This is a genomic window from Methylocystis sp. Uni0008, assembly GCF_056838045.1.
Map to the genome: position 1 here is coordinate 3,032,557 of NZ_CM166370.1, position 18,797 is coordinate 3,051,353.

At 65.2% G+C, this 18,797-nt stretch carries 8 protein-coding genes; 4 read left to right on the forward strand and 4 right to left on the reverse strand.

Features of this window, described 5'->3' with window-relative positions; all coding sequences use genetic code 11:
* The first annotated feature begins 42 nt into the window (after positions 1 to 42).
* Entirely contained in the window at positions 43 to 246 is a 204-nt protein-coding gene (locus AC0X69_RS15200) for a hypothetical protein (RefSeq protein WP_482608619.1), read from the forward strand.
* On the forward strand, positions 246 to 1,541 hold the full coding sequence (gene murA / locus AC0X69_RS15205) for a UDP-N-acetylglucosamine 1-carboxyvinyltransferase (RefSeq protein WP_482608620.1): 1,296 nt from the start codon (positions 246 to 248) through the stop codon (positions 1,539 to 1,541). Before AC0X69_RS15200 ends, murA begins: the two co-directional genes overlap by 1 nt.
* A 968-nt stretch (positions 1,542 to 2,509) precedes the next feature.
* Here murA and AC0X69_RS15210 read toward each other — a convergent pair.
* The gene (locus tag AC0X69_RS15210; protein ID WP_482608161.1) at positions 2,510 to 3,595 is read right to left on the reverse strand and encodes a transposase; all 1,086 of its coding nucleotides are present in this window, start codon (positions 3,593 to 3,595) and stop codon (positions 2,510 to 2,512) included.
* A gap of 151 nt (positions 3,596 to 3,746) precedes the next feature.
* Between AC0X69_RS15210 and AC0X69_RS15215 the strand changes: the two genes are divergently transcribed.
* Positions 3,747 to 4,250: a DUF4261 domain-containing protein gene (locus tag AC0X69_RS15215; RefSeq protein WP_482608621.1), complete on the forward strand. Its 504-nt coding sequence runs from the start codon at positions 3,747 to 3,749 to the stop codon at positions 4,248 to 4,250.
* 539 nt (positions 4,251 to 4,789) lie between these two features.
* Complete coding sequence (locus AC0X69_RS15220) at positions 4,790 to 5,185, forward strand: hypothetical protein (RefSeq protein WP_482608622.1); 396 nt, start codon at positions 4,790 to 4,792, stop codon at positions 5,183 to 5,185.
* Positions 5,186 to 5,276: 91 nt separating this feature from the next.
* Here the strand turns inward: AC0X69_RS15220 and AC0X69_RS15225 are convergent, their stop codons facing one another.
* Genes AC0X69_RS15225 through AC0X69_RS15235 form a run of 3 tightly spaced genes read right to left on the reverse strand, consistent with a single transcriptional unit; the run spans position 5,277 to position 18,587 of the window.
* A complete protein-coding gene (locus AC0X69_RS15225) occupies positions 5,277 to 7,619 on the reverse strand; it encodes a transglycosylase domain-containing protein (protein ID WP_482608623.1) in 2,343 nt (780 codons plus the stop codon).
* Positions 7,620 to 7,623: 4 nt separating this feature from the next.
* A complete protein-coding gene (locus AC0X69_RS15230; RefSeq protein ID WP_482608624.1) occupies positions 7,624 to 13,473 on the reverse strand; it encodes an alpha-2-macroglobulin in 5,850 nt (1,949 codons plus the stop codon).
* Positions 13,470 to 18,587: a hypothetical protein gene (locus AC0X69_RS15235; RefSeq protein ID WP_482608625.1), complete on the reverse strand. Its 5,118-nt coding sequence runs from the start codon at positions 18,585 to 18,587 to the stop codon at positions 13,470 to 13,472. Before AC0X69_RS15235 ends, AC0X69_RS15230 begins: the two co-directional genes overlap by 4 nt.
* Positions 18,588 to 18,797 lie beyond the last annotated feature (210 nt).

An 18,797-nucleotide genomic window follows, 5' to 3' on the forward strand; every position in this document is an offset into this window, starting at 1 on the left:
CTAGATTCGCAGAGATTTCGCAGAAGAACGCCGAACCGCGAGATGGCAGAGGACGAGGAGCAGCCAAAGCGCGCCCCAAAAGGGGCGGATTTTGGCCCGAAGCCTAGCGGGGCGCCGAAGAAGAAAGCGGCGCTGGCGGCCGCATTGCGCGCCAATCTCGCCCGCCGCAAGGCGCGGGAGCGCGCGCAGCGGGCCCCGGCGCAGACGAAAGACGGCCGGGACCCGAAAACCGACAGCGAGGGGTGATGGACAAGATCAAGATCGTCGGCGGAACCCGGCTCAATGGCGTGATTCCCATCTCCGGCGCGAAGAACGCCGCTCTGCCGCTGATGATCGCCTCGCTGCTGACGCGCGAGACCTTGACGCTCGCCAACATGCCGCTGCTCGCGGACGTGACGCTGCTCGAGCGCATCCTCGGCAACCATGGCGTCGATTACGCCATCGCCGGCAGACGCACCGGCGAGTCCATTGACGCGGGCCGCACGGTTCATCTCACCGCGCGCGAGATCGTCGACACCACCGCGCCCTATGATCTCGTCTCGCGCATGCGCGCGAGCTTCTGGGTGCTGGCGCCGCTGCTCGCGCGCTGCGGCGAGGCGCGGGTGTCGCTGCCCGGCGGCTGCGCCATCGGCACGCGCCCGGTCGATCTTCTGCTCATGGCGCTGGAAAAGCTCGGCGCCAAACTCGACATCGAGAATGGCTATGTCGTCGCCTCGGCGAAGAACGGCCTCATCGGCGCCGAGATCGATTTCCCGAAGGTCACGGTCGGCGGCACCCACACCGCGCTGATGGCGGCGTCGCTGGCGCGCGGAACCACTGTATTGCGCAACGCGGCGCGTGAGCCGGAAGTCGTCGATCTCGCCGACTGCCTCATAAAAATGGGCGCGCGCATTAAGGGCGCCGGGCAATCGACGATCGAGATCGAGGGCGTCGGTTCGCTTTACGGCGCGCGGCACGCCGTCATGCCGGATCGCATCGAGGCGGGCACCTACGCCATGGCGGTGGCGATGACCGGCGGCGACGTTATGCTCGCCGGCGCGCGCGCCGACCTCCTGCAGGCGGCGCTCGATGTCCTCGAAGAAGCGGGCGCCAGCGTGACCGAGACGAACGAGGGGCTGCGCGTGACGCGCAATGGCGCCGGCATTTCGCCCGTCGATGTCACGACCGCGCCGTTCCCGGCCTTTCCGACCGATCTGCAGGCGCAGTTCATGGCGCTGATGACGCGCGCCAAGGGCGTCTCCCGCATCACCGAAACGATTTTCGAGAACCGTTTCATGCATGTGCAGGAGCTTGCGCGGCTTGGCGCCCAAATCAAGCTGGAAGGCGATACGGCGATCGTCACGGGGGCGGATCATCTCGACGGCGCCCCGGTCATGGCGACGGATCTGCGCGCCTCCGTCTCGCTCGTCATCGCGGCGCTCGCCGCGCGCGGCGAGACGACGATCAACCGCGTCTATCATCTCGATCGCGGTTTCGAGCGGCTGGAGAAGAAGCTTTCAGGCTGCGGCGCGGAAATCGAGCGCATCACCGCCGCGGGTTGAGGGCGGACGTTGTTTATCGACGATTGCACATTCCTCGCATCAGCGTGAATGAACTGGCCTCGGTCGCCGGCGGCGACCGGGAATCGTAAATCACGCGCGAGAGAAGACATGCCCTTCTCGACAACCGAATCAATTCTGGCGATCATCGTGACGGGGGGCGCGGAGTTTCCGGGCAACGCGGCGCTGGCGAAGTCGTAAGCGAAGCGGTTAGGGTCAAGCAGTGAAAAGTACGGGATTGAGGGCTCAATTTGGATTCACATTTTATAAAAAAACGAGCGTTCAAGGAGTTGAAGACGATTGCTCTCGCCGGATTTATGTTGGTTTCGCTGCCGTTCTTTCTTTTGTTGTGTATCCTCGCTGTCGGGTTTGCTGTGCAAATATATAGTGATGCTAGAGATCGTTATTTTTGCGAGGATAGTAGACTGCTTCAGTCAGATGAAGCGGCAATTGCACTAGTTCAAAATTCTCAAGACGTGCAGCTCTTTCTAAAAAAATACCCAGACGTCAGTCTATCTAAGGACTACATTTCAAAAAACAGGAATAAACATATTGAGTATGATAAAAGCAGCGGCTACTGGGTCGTTCATCGGGATGACAATCACAATGAAGTAATATGGGTCGACTTTCTTTATCACTTCGGGAATCCGAGTCAGGGATCTCTAAACATTACGTGTTCCATGAGGGAATGCAACCCGCTCCCAGATTGTGTCATGGATGGTCCGCGAGACTGAAAACATGATTGAAACATGCCCGCAAGGTTAGTGACACATTCTTCGACATGGTTCGGGGTGGGGAAGGTCGACGCGCCGTGCCCGATTTCGAAAGCTGGGCACCTCCAATAACCTGGCTTTTCGTGACTGGGTGTTGGGCGTGAGGCGGCTCGAGGCCATCCTTCCGGGGAGAATCGGTTCATGGGCTTCGAAAGCGGCGTCGCCCGGTGAGCGGCGCCGTCTTTGCCGCTAATTTTGCTACGCAGGCGCCCCTCTCTCGCGCAGCCAGACGAAGCGGCGCATGTTGTAGGCGAGATTGGCGAGCCCGATCTTGAGCCGCGCCCGCGCCAGGCCGATTGTTCGCACGAACAGGCCCATCAGCCCTTTCTGATGCGCGAACACATGTTCGACGGCGCTGCGCACTTTCGACTTCTGCGCATTGGCGATGCGCGTTCGCTCCGGCATCGGCTTGCCCTTGGGCTTCTTGCGATGAATGCGCGAGACGAAGCCGCGCCGCGACAGCATCGCTTCATTCTTCGCCGAGCGATACGCCGTGTCCGCATAGACCTCGCTCGCCGTGTTGGTTTTGTCGAGCACATCCTCCAGCCGCGCGCCGTCATGCGCGGCAGCGTGCGTCGCCGTCCATTTGCGGATCAGCCCATGCGCCCGGTCGATCGACACATGGTTCTTGTATCCGAATGCGGGGATGGCGAGATCGACCGGCGGAACAGAGCCGTCCTCCTCCCGCACTTTGGCTTTCGTATATTTGACCGTCCAACGCGCATCGCGATCTTTCTGTGCGAGCTTCGCCGGCTTGTCCTTCCAGCCCTCTGGAATGCGGCCGTCCTTGATCGCCTGCTTCTCGCCGTTCGTATTGCGCTGCTTGGGCGCGGCGACAATCGTGGCGTCGACGATCTGGCCCGACATCGCGAGAAAGCCGGCCTCGCGCAGCGCTGCGTCGAACTGCTCGAACAAGCGGTCGGCCGCATTTGCCTTCTTCAGCGCCTCGCGGAACGTCCAGATCGTATTGGCGTCGGGAACCGCGTCGGCCAAACCCAATCCGAGAAAGCGCATGAACGACAGGCGGTCCTTGATCAGATATTCGCAGCGCTCGTCCGACAGAGAATGCATTGCTTGCAGGATCAGCACCTTGAACATGAATACATGATCAAATGGCGGACGCCCGCCCTTGGAGCGGTCGGCCCGCGGGACTGCCGCCTCCAGCGCCGCCCGGAACATCTCGAAATCGACAAGCGCCTTCACGCGCTCCAGATCGTCGCCCTTCGCCGACAGCTCAGCCAGCCGTTCGTCGACATCAAAAAATCCGGGCGTTCCCTTCGCCATGGCCGCGATCCCCTTGCGACATGACCAAGTGAATCAACTCAACGCCGATTTGGCCAGAGGTTTTTGGAGGCGTCCAGATGACCCTTGCGTGCAATTCGCGTGGCAATGGCCTGACGACGCTTGGGAGGCAGTCTCGAAACACAAGGCCCATTTGCTGGCGAGTCTCAGCGGCGGCGCGGACGCCAAACGGCGCGCGGCCTTGCACGGGCAGCTGGTCGCCGCAGTCATTGACGCGACAAAAGACGCTCTGGCCGTTCATTGGGCGCGTTCCGACTCGCTCTGGCCGGCGCCGCTTGTCGCGGAAACCATCGCGCCCGGCGACCGGAAGCCGCCGATTCCGTTTTGCGTCGCGATCAAGCTCAGCCGCGACGCCGACGGCGGCGTGTCGGGCGTGACGCGCGGACTCGCCGCCTTCGGCCTCATGGAAATCGAAGCCGGAGGTTTTAAGGGCGACCCGCGCCAACTCAACGGGTTGATGCTCGATCTCGCCGGCTATCTGATCGAGGTGGGGCCTGTCATCAAGGACGGCGATACGATCGGGCCGGACGCGGCGACGAAGATCGTCGTGCGGCATGAGACGTCCGGCTTCATCCCGGGGCAGCCGGTCTATCGACTCCATTTTCAGGGGAAGGCGGCGCATGATGCAGGCGGCTGAAGTAGCGGCGGAGATTCGGCGCATGCGCGGACGAAAGCCTAAGGCGCCTCAAAATTACGAATTCGACGCAGCGCTCAATGTGCGTCCTCCATTCTCAAGCTGGCGAATAGGGAGCGCTTGCAGGCATGCGGTTCGCTGCTTGCTGAGCCTGGCTGGCCGGATGGTTACGCGGCTGCCGCGTCACCCCTGGCGACTTCCGGACTTTCGCGAGACGCCGCTGCTCCTGATAGTGCCCATCGGTTTTCTGCACGGTTAAGTCTACATGATAGATAAGAGCAATGAATCGTTGGTCGACCAGATAGCTTCTCGCACGCGCGAGGAGCGGAACCTGGGATATTTTATTTTGACCATGACAGTTCTTGGCCTCATTCTCCCAATCTTTATATCGCCAGGGCTAGATCTATGCTTTTCAAATTTGAGATGGCTTTCATCTCTTACGCGCCTTCAAGATTTAGTCACGTTAAATGTAGTGAATATGACAGAGATCTGCTCGTTAGAATGGCTTATACCTCTATACTACGTTATATGGATATTTGGTAATGGTTTTTTTCATGTATCTCGCGCGGGACGCATTCCGACAGCGCGTTGTTGCCGCGCGCACAACGCCTCGAAAGCTATTAACCTGGGGTTTTATCTTCATAGTGTTGTTCATGGCTGTCGAGGGGGCGCTTTTCAATTCACTGAGCGAGCCCGTGCAGGCAATTTACACACAGATGGAATACATGCACGAATTTAAAAATTTTCAATTGGCAAAAATTATACTTTTTTCAGGGGCCGGAATTATTGCCGCTTCGATTAATTTATTTGGAAATTTTTTCGTTTCCACTAGAACAAGCATAAACACTTCGGTGTCGAAAGAAAGATCCAAGGGCGAAGCCCGTGCTGACGTGGTTGCGAAAGAAAAAACTGGATCGCCTGCTCGTGAGAATAATTGAAGAATCGAAGGCGGGAGATCCCGCCGTATAGTACGGATCGACGGGCACGCCGGGATCTGGAGGGCGACGACGAGTGGCGCACGCCCAAGCATCACTCGATCACGATTCTGACCGCGCGCGACGCGATAGGCGCGAGCGCCAGCCGCGCCTGAATCCGATGCGCGCCCGGCGTCATCGGCCAGAACACGGTCTCGTCCGCTTGCGCCGTGGCGAAAGGTTCGCCGTCGATCGTCCAGACGATCTGCGCATTAGCGCCTGACGGCGCGAGTTTCAGCGCGAGACGGTTCAGGCGCTCGGGCTGCTCGGGGTTTCGCCAGATATGCGTGTTGTGTTCCGGCGTCGCGATCACGAGCGGCGCGACGCTCAGTGCTCCAGAGTCGCACCTATGATCCGCTTCCTCACCCTGAGGCGCGCCTGAAAGGCGCGTCTCGAAGGCGGCCGGCGCGCAGAGCGCTGTTGCCGGAACATCCTTCGAGACGCTGCTTCGCGGCTCCTCGGGATGAGGACGCGGATGTTGCGTCTGGCTCCAATCGGCGTCTTCCGGCTTCACCCATTCGCGCAGCGTCTGCGCGCAGTCGCCGCCATCGCCCGCGCGGCAAAGGTCGATCGCGACGCGGCCGGGCGGCGGCGCGAAGGTTTCCGGCGCGATGTCGCCGGGCCTCGCGTCATGCAGCTTGGCGAGCACGGCATGAGCGAGCCGCGCCGCCGATGAAACGCCCGTCATCGCGCGCATGGCGCCGGCGTCGCCGCGACCGATCCATACGCCGACGATGAATTTATGCGAAAAGGCGATCGTCCAGGCGTCGCGATAGGCTTGCGACGTTCCGGTCTTCACCGCGACGGCGAACGGATATTCGAGCGGTCCGTAACGTGGAAAAGACGGAAGCCGCGCCTGCGGATCGGCGAGCATCGAGGCGATCAGCCGCGCGCTGTCGATGGAGAGCACGCGACGCGGCGGACGCCGCGCCTCATCCCGGGTGAACGCAAGCTCGCGCATCATCCCGTCGTCCGCGAGGGCGGCATAGGCGCGCATCACATCCTCGAGGCGGGTCGGTAGTGCGCCGATCGCCATTGAAATTCCGAAACTCTCCGCCGGCGTTTCGAGATCATGCAGGCCGAGGTCGCGCAGGAAATTGAAATTCGCTTCAAGCCCGACGCGACGCAGCAGATTCGTCGCCGGCACGTTGCGGGAATTGGCGAGCGCCTGGCGCGGCGTCATCGGTCCGAGATAGAGTCCGTCGGCGTTCGATACGCCCGAGGCGCCTTCGGGAATGTCGTTCAGAAGATCCGTGGTCTTGAGAACGCCGCGCTCGAAGGCCAGCGCATAGATGAAGGGTTTTAGCGTCGAGCCGGGCGAGCGCCGCACGCGCGTGAAATCGAAAGCGCCCGCCTGCGGATCATTGTAGTCCGATGAGCCGACGTCGGCGATGACGGCGTTGGCTCCCCGTTCGACGACCATGACCGCGACTTGCCGCGCGCCGCGGCTGCGGAAATTCGATAGATAGCGGCGCGCGAGATGCAGGACGTCCCGCTCGACCGCCATATCGATCGTCGCATGGATGCGCCTGTCGCTTTCTGCAATAGGCCGCGCCAATCCCTCGCGCGCGAGCGCCTCGTAGCGGAGCGCCAGATGCAGAGTCTCGGGACGGCGCTTGGCGTCGAGCGGAAGCATATGATCGAGCTCGGCGCGCGCCAGCGCCGCCTGCGCGGCGTCAAGCGCGCCTTCCTCTTCGAGCCGCGCGAGCGCATGACGCGCCCGCGCCGTCGCCAGTCTGAGGCCGCTCTCGCGCGTGATGTTCATCCGCCCCGGCGATTGCGGAATGGCGGCGAGCAGCGCCGCCTGCGCCCAGGAGAGATCGTCGACCGGCCTGTCGAAATAAAAGCGCGCGGCGTAGGCGACGCCATGTCCGTTGAGTCCATAGGGCGCGAGCCGCAGATAATGGGCGAGCGTCGCGTCATGGCCGTGACGCGCGACGATGGCGAGCGCCGTTCCCGCCTGCATCAGCTTCTCGGCGAGCGTGCGCGGCCTCTCGTTCTGCATGCGCGCGACCTGCATGGCGATCGTCGAGGCGCCTTCGCGTCTGCCGCGCGCGGTCAGATTGCGCCATGCGGCGCGCAGCAGCGCGCGTATATCGACGCCGGGGTGATCGTAGAAGCGGCGGTCTTCGAGGGCGAGCGTCGCGCGGGCGATTTTTCGCGGGACGGCCGGCAGAGGCCAATAGCCGTAATCGACGCGCGCCGCTCCCGTCGCGGCGTCGCGAGTCCTCTCGCCGATCTGCGTCAGGAAGGCGCCGTTGCGATCGTAAACGATCGAGCTTGGACGCGGAGAGACGAGTTCGGCGCGCGACAGCGCCGCGTGCGACAGCCACGCGGCGCCGGCGACAAATGCCGCGATGAGACCAGCGGCGATCCTTCGCGCTAATCCGCTCGACATGCGCCTATTTCCCGATCTCCACCCGCGCGCCGGCGCTCGTCGCCCGAAGCCCTTTCTTGTACATCGCGTCGACGAGCGCGGGCGGCTGCGTGTAGGCGCCGGCCGTCTGCGCGCGCAAGCGGAAGGCGAAACGGTAGGTTCCTTTGGGAAGCGAATCGTAGGCGTAGAACACGCGGTCGTCGCCGAAGGAGACCCAGCTCGGCTGCAGCGTCGGCGCAAACGACGGCTGCGCTTCGGCGGGCGCCGTCGCGATGTTCGGGTTGAGCGGCTCGAAGCCCGCGGCGAGCGGGATCGAGATCGCGATATGCGTGCGATCCTCGGGATTGACCACCTCCGCCGTTTCCTCGACAAGGTCGCCCTGTTTCACCTGCAGAACGTCCTCCTGCAGTTCGATCTTCGCCGGCGGCTTGCCGCTTTCGACGCGCCAGCTCTGCCGTGTGATGGTGAATCCGTCGCTGGTCGGCTGGGCCTTCGCGCCCGGCTCGGTCGGCGTGTAGCTCGTCTCGATCATCGCGACGAGCGGCGCGTTGGAGCCGTTGGCGATCTTCAGCGGCGCATCGTTCTTCGATGCGTAGCGGGCGACAGGATTATTGGCGTCGAGCGTCAGCGCGCGATCCTGCCCGCCGTCGTTGAAGCTCACCGCGATCGCCGCTGCCGGCCGCCGCCAGCCTTCGGCGAGCGCTTCGACCGCGGCTGCGTTGGCGTTGGTCGTTCCCCAGCCGTCGCCTTCGCCAAGCCGCAACAGCGCGTCGCGCAGCGCATTGGCGCGCGGATCTCCGGAAGCCGTCAGCGCCGCCGCGCGCAGCATTTCGGCGATGCTGCGCGTTTCGGACGGCAGGATGATCGGCAAGGCGCTTTCCGTCGCCTGTCCCGCATAGACCTGCACGCCGTTGCGGCTGGCGAATTTCACGCGGCTCCACATCGTGTCGATCAGCGACGCGACGGCGCGCTGGTCGACATTGGGGAGAAGCGCGGCTGCGGAAGCCATCTGCGCGACGCTGACATTGGGCAGAAAGTCGGCGCGGCGCGCGAATTCGGCAACATATGATTCGTCGAGCTTGCCGCCTTCGGCCAGGGCCGACAGCGCCTCGACCCGCTCGCGCAATTCATCGCCCGAAAGCAGTCGCGGATAATCCGAGCGCAGCGATAGTTTCAGGATATTGGCGAGACGATCCAGCAGCGTCTTGTCGATGGGCTCTCCGGCGCGTTCGGCGCGCGCCAGAAAATCATAGGCCCAGGCGGTGAGCGAAACCGTGCCGCGTGCGCGCGGCCAGAAGGCGACGAGCCCGTCGGCGTCGATCGCCTGATCGATGATCTGCGCCGTCGATTTCACATTGGCGGAGACCCGATCTTCGAGCCCCGCCGCCGCCAGGATCGGTCCAAAGCTTTTCAGCGCGAGCCCGCCGCGCGCGAGCGACAGGCGCTGCTCGGTGCAGCCATAGGGATATTCGACGAGCGCATTCAATCCGGCGACGAGCTTCACGACCGACGGGTCGGCGGCGACGATCATCTCGCGCGAGAAGCTGCCAGGCCGCGCCTGCTCGCCTGCGGGAGGCAGCGTCTTCGTTTCGCCCGGCGCGATCTCGACCAGTTCGAAACGGCGCGTCGCGTCGCGATCGCCCTTTACAGGAAGGGCGATCTCGACGGCGTCTTTCGCGCGGTCGGCGTCGCGCTCGATGCGGAAGCCGAGCGTCGCGTCGCCCGCGAGTTGGGCCGGCGCCTGCGCGCGCAGATCGATCCGCACAGGCTTGTTCTGCGTCCACTCGATCTTGCGGCTGGCATCGCCCGAGAGCGTCAGCGCCGGCGCCGCGATCGACGCTTTGCCCGCGCCGCCGGGTCCTTCGACGATGCGCGCGACGAGGCCGATGTCGAAGGAATCGCCCGGCCGGATGAAGCGCGGCAACGCCGGCTGCGCGACGAGCGCCTGGCGGATCAGCAGTTCGCCGCCGGCCGCGCCGAAGCGATCCGGCCCGCTGACCGCCTTGGCGCGCAGCTTAAAGACGGTCAGCGTGTCGGGGAGCTGCACCTTGATTTTCGCAACGCCGTCGGGGCCGACCTTCACGCTCGGCAGATAGATCGGCACCGGCGTGAAATTCTTGCGCACGGAGATGTTGTTCTCCGCGCCCCATTCCTGCAGTTCGTCGCCGTCGCCGCCGGCGATCTCCTCGAGCGGAATGACGCCGAAGGCCATGTTGCGCGTGTCGCGCGCCGCCATTTTCGTTTCGCGCTCGACGATGAAATCGGGCAGCGGATCGAGCGGCCGTTCCTTGGCGAGCGACAGCACCGCCTGATCGACCATCCAGAAGGTGGCTTCGCCGGCGAGTGGTTTGCCAGCGTCGTCTGAGAGCCGCAGCGCGACTTCGATCGTATCGCCCGGACGCGCCTTCGCGGGATGTTCGAGCTTCACATTGACGATGTTCTTGACCGGCGTCACCTCGACCCATTTCGTCGCGGCGATCGTGACCGGCTTGCCTTGATCGAAGGTCGCCGTCGGCTGCGGCGGCGCATCCTTCAGCCGTCCGCGCATGATCAGGAAATGCACGGCGAGCTTCGGCATCTGCTCCTTTTTCACCGGCAACGCATAGCGGCCAAAGCCATTGGCGATGTCGACGAAACGATAGTCATAGACGCCGCCCGGCTGTTCGACGATGGCGAGCGCGCGCGCGTTCTGGAACGGCGACTGGATGATGAGCGTAGCCGTCTCGCCCGGCGCGTATTTGTCCTTGTCGGTGGTGATCGTCGCAGACTCGGCGGGCGGCCGGGCGAAAGTAACCGGCGTGTCGCCGCCGACGAAGAAATCGACGCTCACCTGCTGACGCCGCTTGAGCCTGTCATAGGCCTCGAGCTGCACGAGATAGACCCCGGCGTCGCGCGTCTCCAGTTCGATTTTCTGCGCCTCCTTGGCGCTCGTCACCTTGCGCTCGATCAGAACGTCGTCCTGCGCCTGCGTCACATATTTCGCCGCGCCTTGCGCAAAGTCCGACGCCTGCAGCGTCGAAATCCAGTTGCGCTTGATGAGCCGCAGCGTCATGTCGAGGCCGGCGACTGCGTCGCCCTTGCCGTCTATGGCGATGAGCTCCGGTGCGATGACGCCGGGACGCTCCACATAGCGCGGCGTCTTGACGCCGAGCACGAAGGGCGGCAGCGCGATGACGTTCTGAACGTTGCGCACTTCTATGCCGTCGTCGCCCGTGACTGTCGCTTCGATGGAGTAGCGGCGCGGCTGCGCCGTCGGCTCGATCGTCGTGTCGAAGGTCATGCGCGCGGCGCCGCCGGCGTCCGTGCGCTGATCGCGCTCCAGCACCGCGGTGGACTTGAACTTGCCGTCGCCCGAGAAGCGCGCGTCGGTCGAAAAGAGAAAGCCCTCGCGTCCTGGCGGCGTGAAGACATGCGGAAACTGCGCCGCGCGCCATTTGACGGGACGTTCCGCCGCCAGGCCACCGGCAAAATAGCGGGCGAGGAGATCGACATCGAAAGTCCCATCGAGCGCGACGGTCTGCGGCGCGTTGAGCACGACTTCGAACGTCGGCAGACGATAGGCTTCTTTCTTGAACGAGAATTGGCCGCAGGAGATGTCTTGAGCGGCATCTGTCGCTTCGCTCTCTGCCTCAGCGGCTTCGTTCGTATCGCTCTTCTGCGCTTCGGTCTTATCCTTTTTCGGCGCGTCCGGTTCGAACCGCGCTGCATAGTCGCCCGTCGCCTGCGTTTGCGCGTCGAACTTGTGGTAGAAGCCGCCGGCGGCGTCGAGCTTCACCGGAATACGCCACTCCTGATTGCCGGGGCCTGTCACGACAAGCGTTCCGCCGGTCTTCGTCAGGCTTAGCGCGCCGCCGCGATAGCTGCGCACGAAGCCCTTGATGTGCGCACTCTCCTCCGGCCGATAGATCGGCCGCTCGGAGAAGAGATGGCACAGCGTTCGCGGCTTTTCGGCGCGCGGCTGGTCCGCCTCGCTGGTCCAGGCGAGCCATTCCGACTCGGGCTTTGACCAGATTTCCCGCGAATATTCCGAAGGCGCGCTGTTGGGATCGACGACGAGCGTATCTAAGCCCTTGTTCACGATGATGCGGCGCGCCTCGGCCCCGCCGCGCTTATCCGGCGTCCAGGAATAGAAGCCGGAGGAATCCGTGGTTCCGCTCGCGAGCGTGACGAATTTCTCGTCCTTGATGCCTTCGATACGAATCTGCGCGCCGCTCACGGGCTGCGTCGTCGCGAGCGAGGTGACGGCGAAACGCACCCGCGTCGGCTCTTCGATCGCCGAGAGCGAAAGATCGGTGATCTGCACGCGCAGCCAGCGGCGCTTGTCCTCGTCGACTGCACGCAGGCCGACAAGATAGGTCCCCGGCTGATCGCGGCCGCTGACCTTGGCGAAATCCTCCTTCAGATCGACGCCGAATTTCGCGTCGGGACCATTGCGTCGGATTGGCAGCTCGACGAGCCGCGACACCGCGGGCGATCCCAGCGACTTGATGCGTTCCTTGATCGCGTCGGCCTCGATGTTAGCAGCCTCGCTCCATGATTTCGGCTCGTTGCCGGGCAGAGGCGGCGCGCCTGAATCGCTCGTCTCGACGCCATGCGCGGGGAAGGGGAAGAAGTTTCGCGACAGCGGATCGATCGCGTGGATGCGGATGTCGGCGCGATCATAGCCGCGGCCGCGCACGGGCAGGAGCTGCGGACCGAGACGTTCGGCGACGCCATAGCCCGCGTCCCACTGCAATGCCGGCGCGTCGCGCGTGAAGGCGAAGCGCTGGGTAAAGGCGCTTGCGAGCGCGCGGCCCTGCGAATCTTTGAGCGCGCCTTCGGCGATGGAGAGTTCGTAGACCCGATCCGACAGGAATTTCGCAACCATGCGAAGGCGCCTGCCGTCGGTTTCCACGGCGAGATCGTCTACGGGCGGCGTGATCCGCAGCGCTTCACGCGCGCGCATGATGTCCAGCGTCTCGGGCGTCGCGTTGAAGGAGAGCGTGAGCTGCCGCTTGCTCGCCGATGCATAGGGAATCGCGGCGGCGTCGCCGCCTTCCTCTTCGCTGCTCTCGGGCGTCACAAGATAGGATGCGCAGCGCAGCACGTTTTCGGCGCGATCGTCGCTCCATCCGCGGCCGCAGCTTGCTTCCGTCGCCGCGAAGGGCGGCGCGGTGCGCAGCCGCAATTCATACGTCTGGTCGTCGAGACCGGGTTCGTCGGAAAGCCGCAGACGCAGGATCGCGACGCGGCCGTCGGCGATCCGTTCGCGGAAGCGGATGACGTAGGTCTGTTCCTCGGCGCGTTCGCCGCGCTCCAGCGCGCGGATCTCATAGGCCGAGGCGCTGAGCGCCTGACCGCCTTGCGGCGAGACGCCAGGCGAGGGACGAACTTCGATCGTCAGCAGCCGCGTGAGCGCGGCGAGGTCGACCGGCTCGGCGAAGGTGAGGGCGATCTGCGTCAGTTCGAGCTGCGGATCGGCGCTCTCAGTGGGATTGGTGGAACGCGGCGTCGGCAGCAGCGCGACGAGTTTGGTCTCCGCCGAGCCCAGCTTCAAGCTCACGCGCGAGAGCGGCTTCCAGGCGTCGGCAGGGCGAAACTGCAGGGCGCGCGGACCGAGCCAGCGCCATTCGCCGGCCGGCTGCGGGGTCATCGTCACATATTTCTGCGGCGAGTCCTCCGCGCCGCCGGCCTTCGGTCCCGTGTCGCTGGGGAAGAAGACCGTGACCGGATCATAGGCGCGCAAAAATCTGTCGGGCGCGACGCGTGCGCCGTCGGCGCGTTGGGCGAGATCAAAGATGGTCGGCGTTTCCGCGCGCAGCGGGCTCGCTGCGGCAAGGAGCGCGCAAAGGGTCAGGAGCAGAAGTCTTTTCATCGCCGCGCCTTTCGAATTCATTGCGCCTTGCTTTTCTTCATCCCGGCCTTGTCGAGCAGCTCCGCGACGATCTCCGCCGGCGGCGCGTTCACAGGCGGCGACAGCCCGACGATCGCGATGCGGACCGTCGTCGCCGGCGCATCGGCGGGCGTGCGCGCCTCGATGAAATAGCGGCCGGGCGAAAGCTTCATCGTTTGCGCGACGCCTTCGCCGAGCGTCTTGCCTTGCGCATCCATGAGCCGCGCGCTGACGCGGTCAGGTTCACCGCGCACGCCGATTCCGATGTCGCGCGCCGCCTTCGCCTCGAAGCTGAAGAGAGCGCTCGCGCCGGGCGAAACCGCGACAGGGTCGTTCACGCCCTCACGCGCCTCGATGATTGGCTGAGCCGAAACATCGAGCATGCCGGAGAGCGCGCCTTCATAAGGCGCGTAGATGTCGAGCGTCGCCTCGCCCGGAGTCATGTAGCGGCTGAGATCGACGCCATTGACGAAGGCGAGCGTCTCCCGTCTGCCGTTCTGGCTGAAACTGACGATTGCCGGCGCGGCGCCTGTCGCCTTCAGCAAAGCGGGCTTGTCGCTCTTGATCGCAAAGCGCATCGCCGCGCCTTCAAGCGCCACGCGCTGCGGCAGACTGAGCGCGCGCGCCGCCGGCGCCGGCCAGGGAGTCGCGCCGGCGCGTTCGATCCAGAAGGCGACGAGGCCGGGCCCGTGATCGATGATCGCTTCGCCAGCGCCGTCAAGCGAGATGACTTCGCCGCGCATCACACGCCCGCTGTCGGATATGACGGTCGCTTCTGCGCCGCTGACGATCAGCCTGTCATTCCGTTGCGCGTCGAGCGGCAGCGAAATCTGGCCGGCCGCGGGAAAGAAACGCGTGACGGCGCGGGTCGCGTCGAGCCGCCGGCTTTCGCCAGTCTCGCGCGCAATGCGCGCCGGGAGCGGCGCTTGCGTCAGATTGACGAGGAGCACGCGCGATTTGACGCCGTGCAGAATGCGCGAGGTGGCGGCGCCATCGCCAAAGACGACGCGCGGCTGTGCAAAAGCGGCGAGCCCGCCGGCAAGATCGAGCGCGAGCGGTCCCTCGGCTTCATCCATATCGACGGGCAGCGCGCTCATCGGCGGCACGATTCCCGAAAACAGCATGCCGCCTTTTGTGGCTGGCCGCGTCTCGACGTCGGTCGCGCCCAGCGTCACGCGCATCGGCGCGACGCCGTCTGCGTTCCAGAGCGCGAGCGGCGAGTCGCCGGCAAGCGTCAGCGCCGCGCCCTTTGCCACGCCGACGCCGCGTCCGCCGTCGATGGCGGGCTGCGCGAAGGCGGAGCGCGCGAGCCACAGCCGCTGCTTGCCGGCGGGGGGCGTGAGGGGAACGAGATGGGCGCGCTCGCCCTCGCCGATGTCGAGCGAAATTTCGGCGCCCTTCCAGTCGAAAGCGGCGACGCCGACGGGCGAGGCGCAATCGCCTCGGCTCATCAGCCAGAGCTCCTGCGCCTGCGGCGCAAGCGGTCCGGCGCGCGCCGGGCGCAGCAAGCTCCCGCCGACCGAGCCTGCGGCGATCGTCTCTTGCGTCGCCAGCGTCACCAGCGCGGCGTCAGGCGTCGCGACCTTGGCGACGCATATTCCGGCGACGCCGTCGATAGGATCGAGTGCGACATCGCCGATTCGGCGCGCGCGGCGTTCGACGGCGCGCGCGGAGACCGAAATCGGCGCGTCGCCGCCGCCGATCGCCCAAACGACGGCGCGCAGTTCGGCGCCATTGGCTGCCGGCCATGCGGCGACAGGCGCGCGGCCGCGCTCGACGCCGATCGCCCGCCATTTTCCGTCAGCCTCACGCCGCTCGATCGAAATAGCGGCGTCGCCTTCCGCGCGCGCCGCGACCAGCGCGAGACTGCCGGCGGGCGCAGACGCCAGTGAAAGGATATGTGCGCCAGCGCCGCTCAGCGTCTTCTCGCCCGAGCGCGCGAGTGAGCCGTCATTCTTCTCGTCGAGGAGCGACAGGCGAAGCTCGACGCCGCTTATCGGCGGCGCTTCGCTCTCCGCAGCGTCCTCTTCATTGGAAGTCTCTTCGCCGGCCGCTTCTTCGGGCTGCTCGCTGGGCGCTTCCTGGGCTTCCGCAGCTGCGCTCGGCTGGGCGCCAAGTTTTTCAATATCGAGGCGGTAATCGCCGGCGGGCAGGCGCCGCGACAGGGCGAAATTCCAGTCGTCCGCGCGCGGCTGCAGACGTTCGATCACGTCGCCTCCGCCATCCTTCAACGCGCCGATGGTTTCGATCTCGCCGAAGCTCGAAAGATCGACGACGCTGTCTTTCGCGAGAGAAAAATCAACGCGCGTCGGCGGTTCGACGGCGCGGGGCGCATCCGGCTGCAGTTCCTTCGAATTGAGTGAAATCTCGTAGTCGAGACGATCGTCATGCGCGAGGCTTCGCGCCTCGACCCGATATTCGCCGGCGGTCAGTTTCGACTTGAATGGCCTGCCGGCCACGACCTTTCCGACGCTGTCCGGCCCGCCGCCAAAAATCTCTCCGACCATGCCCTCGCCGATCGAGAGATCGATCTCCGCGTCGCCATAGAGCGCAAAGCGCCAGACGTCAGGCCCGCGCGCCGCGTCGCGCGCCTGCGGCTCGCGCCATTGCAGCCTTTGCGATTTGCCGAAGGGCAGGGGATGCGGGCCGTGGCCTTCCAGCGGTTTCGCTGCGACGATCGGCGTCAATCGCGCCACCATCCGGGCTTCGACATCTCTCGGCATGACGACCAGCCGATAGGCGCCCTTTTCGAAGTTTCGCGTCAGGCGCTGCATTTCGCCCGGCGCGGCAAGCGGCCAGCCGTCGGCGTCCTCCAGTCGCGCGCGCCATTTCTGCTTCAGGCCGAGAAGCTCAATGCGATATTCCCCGTCGCGCGTGATCTCGATTGGCGTGATCGCGCCCTTGCCGGACTCGAGCGTGGCGCGGGCGATTCCGGCGTCGACGAGTTTCGCTGTCGGCGCGAGAGTCGCGGGCGAGACGGCAAGACCGAGATGGCCGGCGGACTCCTTCGCCGTTACCGCCGCGCGATAGCCGCCAGCGCGCAGAAAGGCCGTCACCAGCGCGTTATCGCCGGGCCCGTTCGCCTCGCCTTCGCCAAGACGGGGCGACACATTCGCGCCGATGCGCAGCGCCGTCTTCATGCGTCCCAGCGTTTCGACGCGGTAGAGCCCGCCTTGCGGCACGTCGAAGCGCAGTCGCTTCGTCTCGTCGCGCGCGAGATCGAAAAAAGCCGGACGCGCGACGGCGGCGGAAAGCGTCGTCGGCGCGGGCTTGCCGGGCTCATCCGGCTTCGTCGCAGTGGATTCGGGAATGAAGATGAGCCCGAGCGCACGCGGTCTTTCCGAGGCTGCGATCTTTACCGTCGCGAGTCGCTGCTCGTTCTCCTGCCTTTCGTCGCCGAGCGTCACCGCGACTTGAGCGCCACGCGAATCGCGCGCAACGACCTTGCCGGTCTTGGAAAGCCGCACCGGCAGCGCGACCTCCTTGCCCGCGTCCTGCCAGATCGCCAGAGGCGCCTTGTCGAGTTCGACGGGAAGCGCGACGACGCGCGGCCCCGTCAGCAATTGCGGCGCGACATTCGTCAAAATGAGATAGGAGCCGCCGCTGTCGAGCGACTGCGTGCCGAAGGACATTGTGGCGCGCGAGGGCGCAGGCGCGGGCGCCGACGCGGACAGTCCGGGCAGTCCGATCGTCACATCGATGACGCCGCCGGAATCTCCCTTCGGCTCGAGCCTGAGAAAATAATAACCCGCCTGCAGATCATAGCGCGCGGAGTCCGTGCCGTCCGCGCGTGGCGTGAGCGCGCCAAGCGCCGGTTCGATCCAAGCATTGACCTTCAGGCCTTTGGCGTCGATCGCCACGGCTCCGTCGCGCGTCGCCTCGAAGAGAATTGAGGTCGGACCGAACAGATTGAACTTGCCGCGCCAGGCCTTTCCTGCGCCGATCCGCGGCGCGTCCGAAGCGATCACACGCGTCTTGCCGTCGCTTTCGGTGCGCGCGAAGAGCGCCGTCGCCGGCGCTTCGTCGCCGCCGTCGCCGGCGAGGTCGACGCCGATAAGATACGGCCCCGACGCTTCGAATGTTTCGCGGTCCGTCTGACGCAGGCCGCGCAGCGTGAACGCCTGGCCTTCATAGCCGGAGACCTCAAGACGCGCGTTCGTCTTGCCGTCGGACGCGAGCCTCAGGTTTGCGGAGGGCGTACGGCTGTTCTTGGAGATCGTCGCGATCTCTCTCGATTCATTGCGCCGCGCTTCGAGCCGCGCCGGCGTCGCTTGCGCGAGGTCGAGACGGAAAGCGTCATAGCTTGCCGGCGCGTCGAAACGCGCGGCGCCGAACGGGCCGATCACGCCCTCCGCGACGCCCGCCGCGAGCAGCGCCGGCTCTTCGAGCCGCAGCATGAAGGGCTGCGCCGCATCGCCTTGCGCCCAGACGAGTTTCTCGCCGCCATAGGCGGTGACGACATAACGCCCCGGCTCTAGCGCCCCTTCGAGACGCAGCCGGTTCATGGCGCGGCCGGGTTTGGTTTCGACCGTCTCCTGCGCGAAGGCGAGATCGACGAGTTCGCCGTCGCCGCGCCAGACGCGCAAATCGCTCAGCGCGCGGCCGATCGCCTCGAGGCTTACGCGCCCCTCTGCGCCGACCTCGAAGGAATAGGAGCGTTGCTGCAAATCCCCCAGTTCGCCGCTTTGAACGCGCCCCGGCGCGAGCGTCGGTTTCGACGCCTCGACTTCGACGAAGCCCTGCGCGGCGAGCGCTGTCTTGCCGCTCGCGCCTTTCGCACCGGAAACCCGCAGCTTGTAGACGCCCTTGTCGAGCAGCGCGTCGATGCGTCCGTCGCGCACGCCCGGCGCGCCGCTCGAGTCGAGCGGACCGGCGATCATGTCGACGAGTTCGATGCGCGCGCCTGACGGACTCTTCGCCCGGATCGAATAGCGGCCGGGCGCAGGAACGGTCAGGAGACTCGCGCCGTCGTGATCCGCGGGCAACTCGCCAGGCGCAAAGCTGATCGAGCTTGGTTTGGCTTTCGTCTCGGCGATGGCGCTCTGCGTGGCGCGCCAAGCCGGATGCGCGAAATACGCCGCCAGCGCCGCGATGAGAGAGAACGCGATCCGCCGCATAAGCGCACCGTATGCCGCGGGGCGGGTCGCCGGAAAGGGCGCTCGGCCGCAGGATTGGAGCATAGGCCGCGCGCCGCGCCCCTGTCGAGAGCGAAGCGCCTCCCTGGGCGCCGACGATTTTTCATGCCGCCTTTTCCCGCGCGTTCTGGCCGAACCCGTTTGGCACCGGCAGGAATATCTCTTAGGCTAGGTTTCTCGACTGAGGATTGC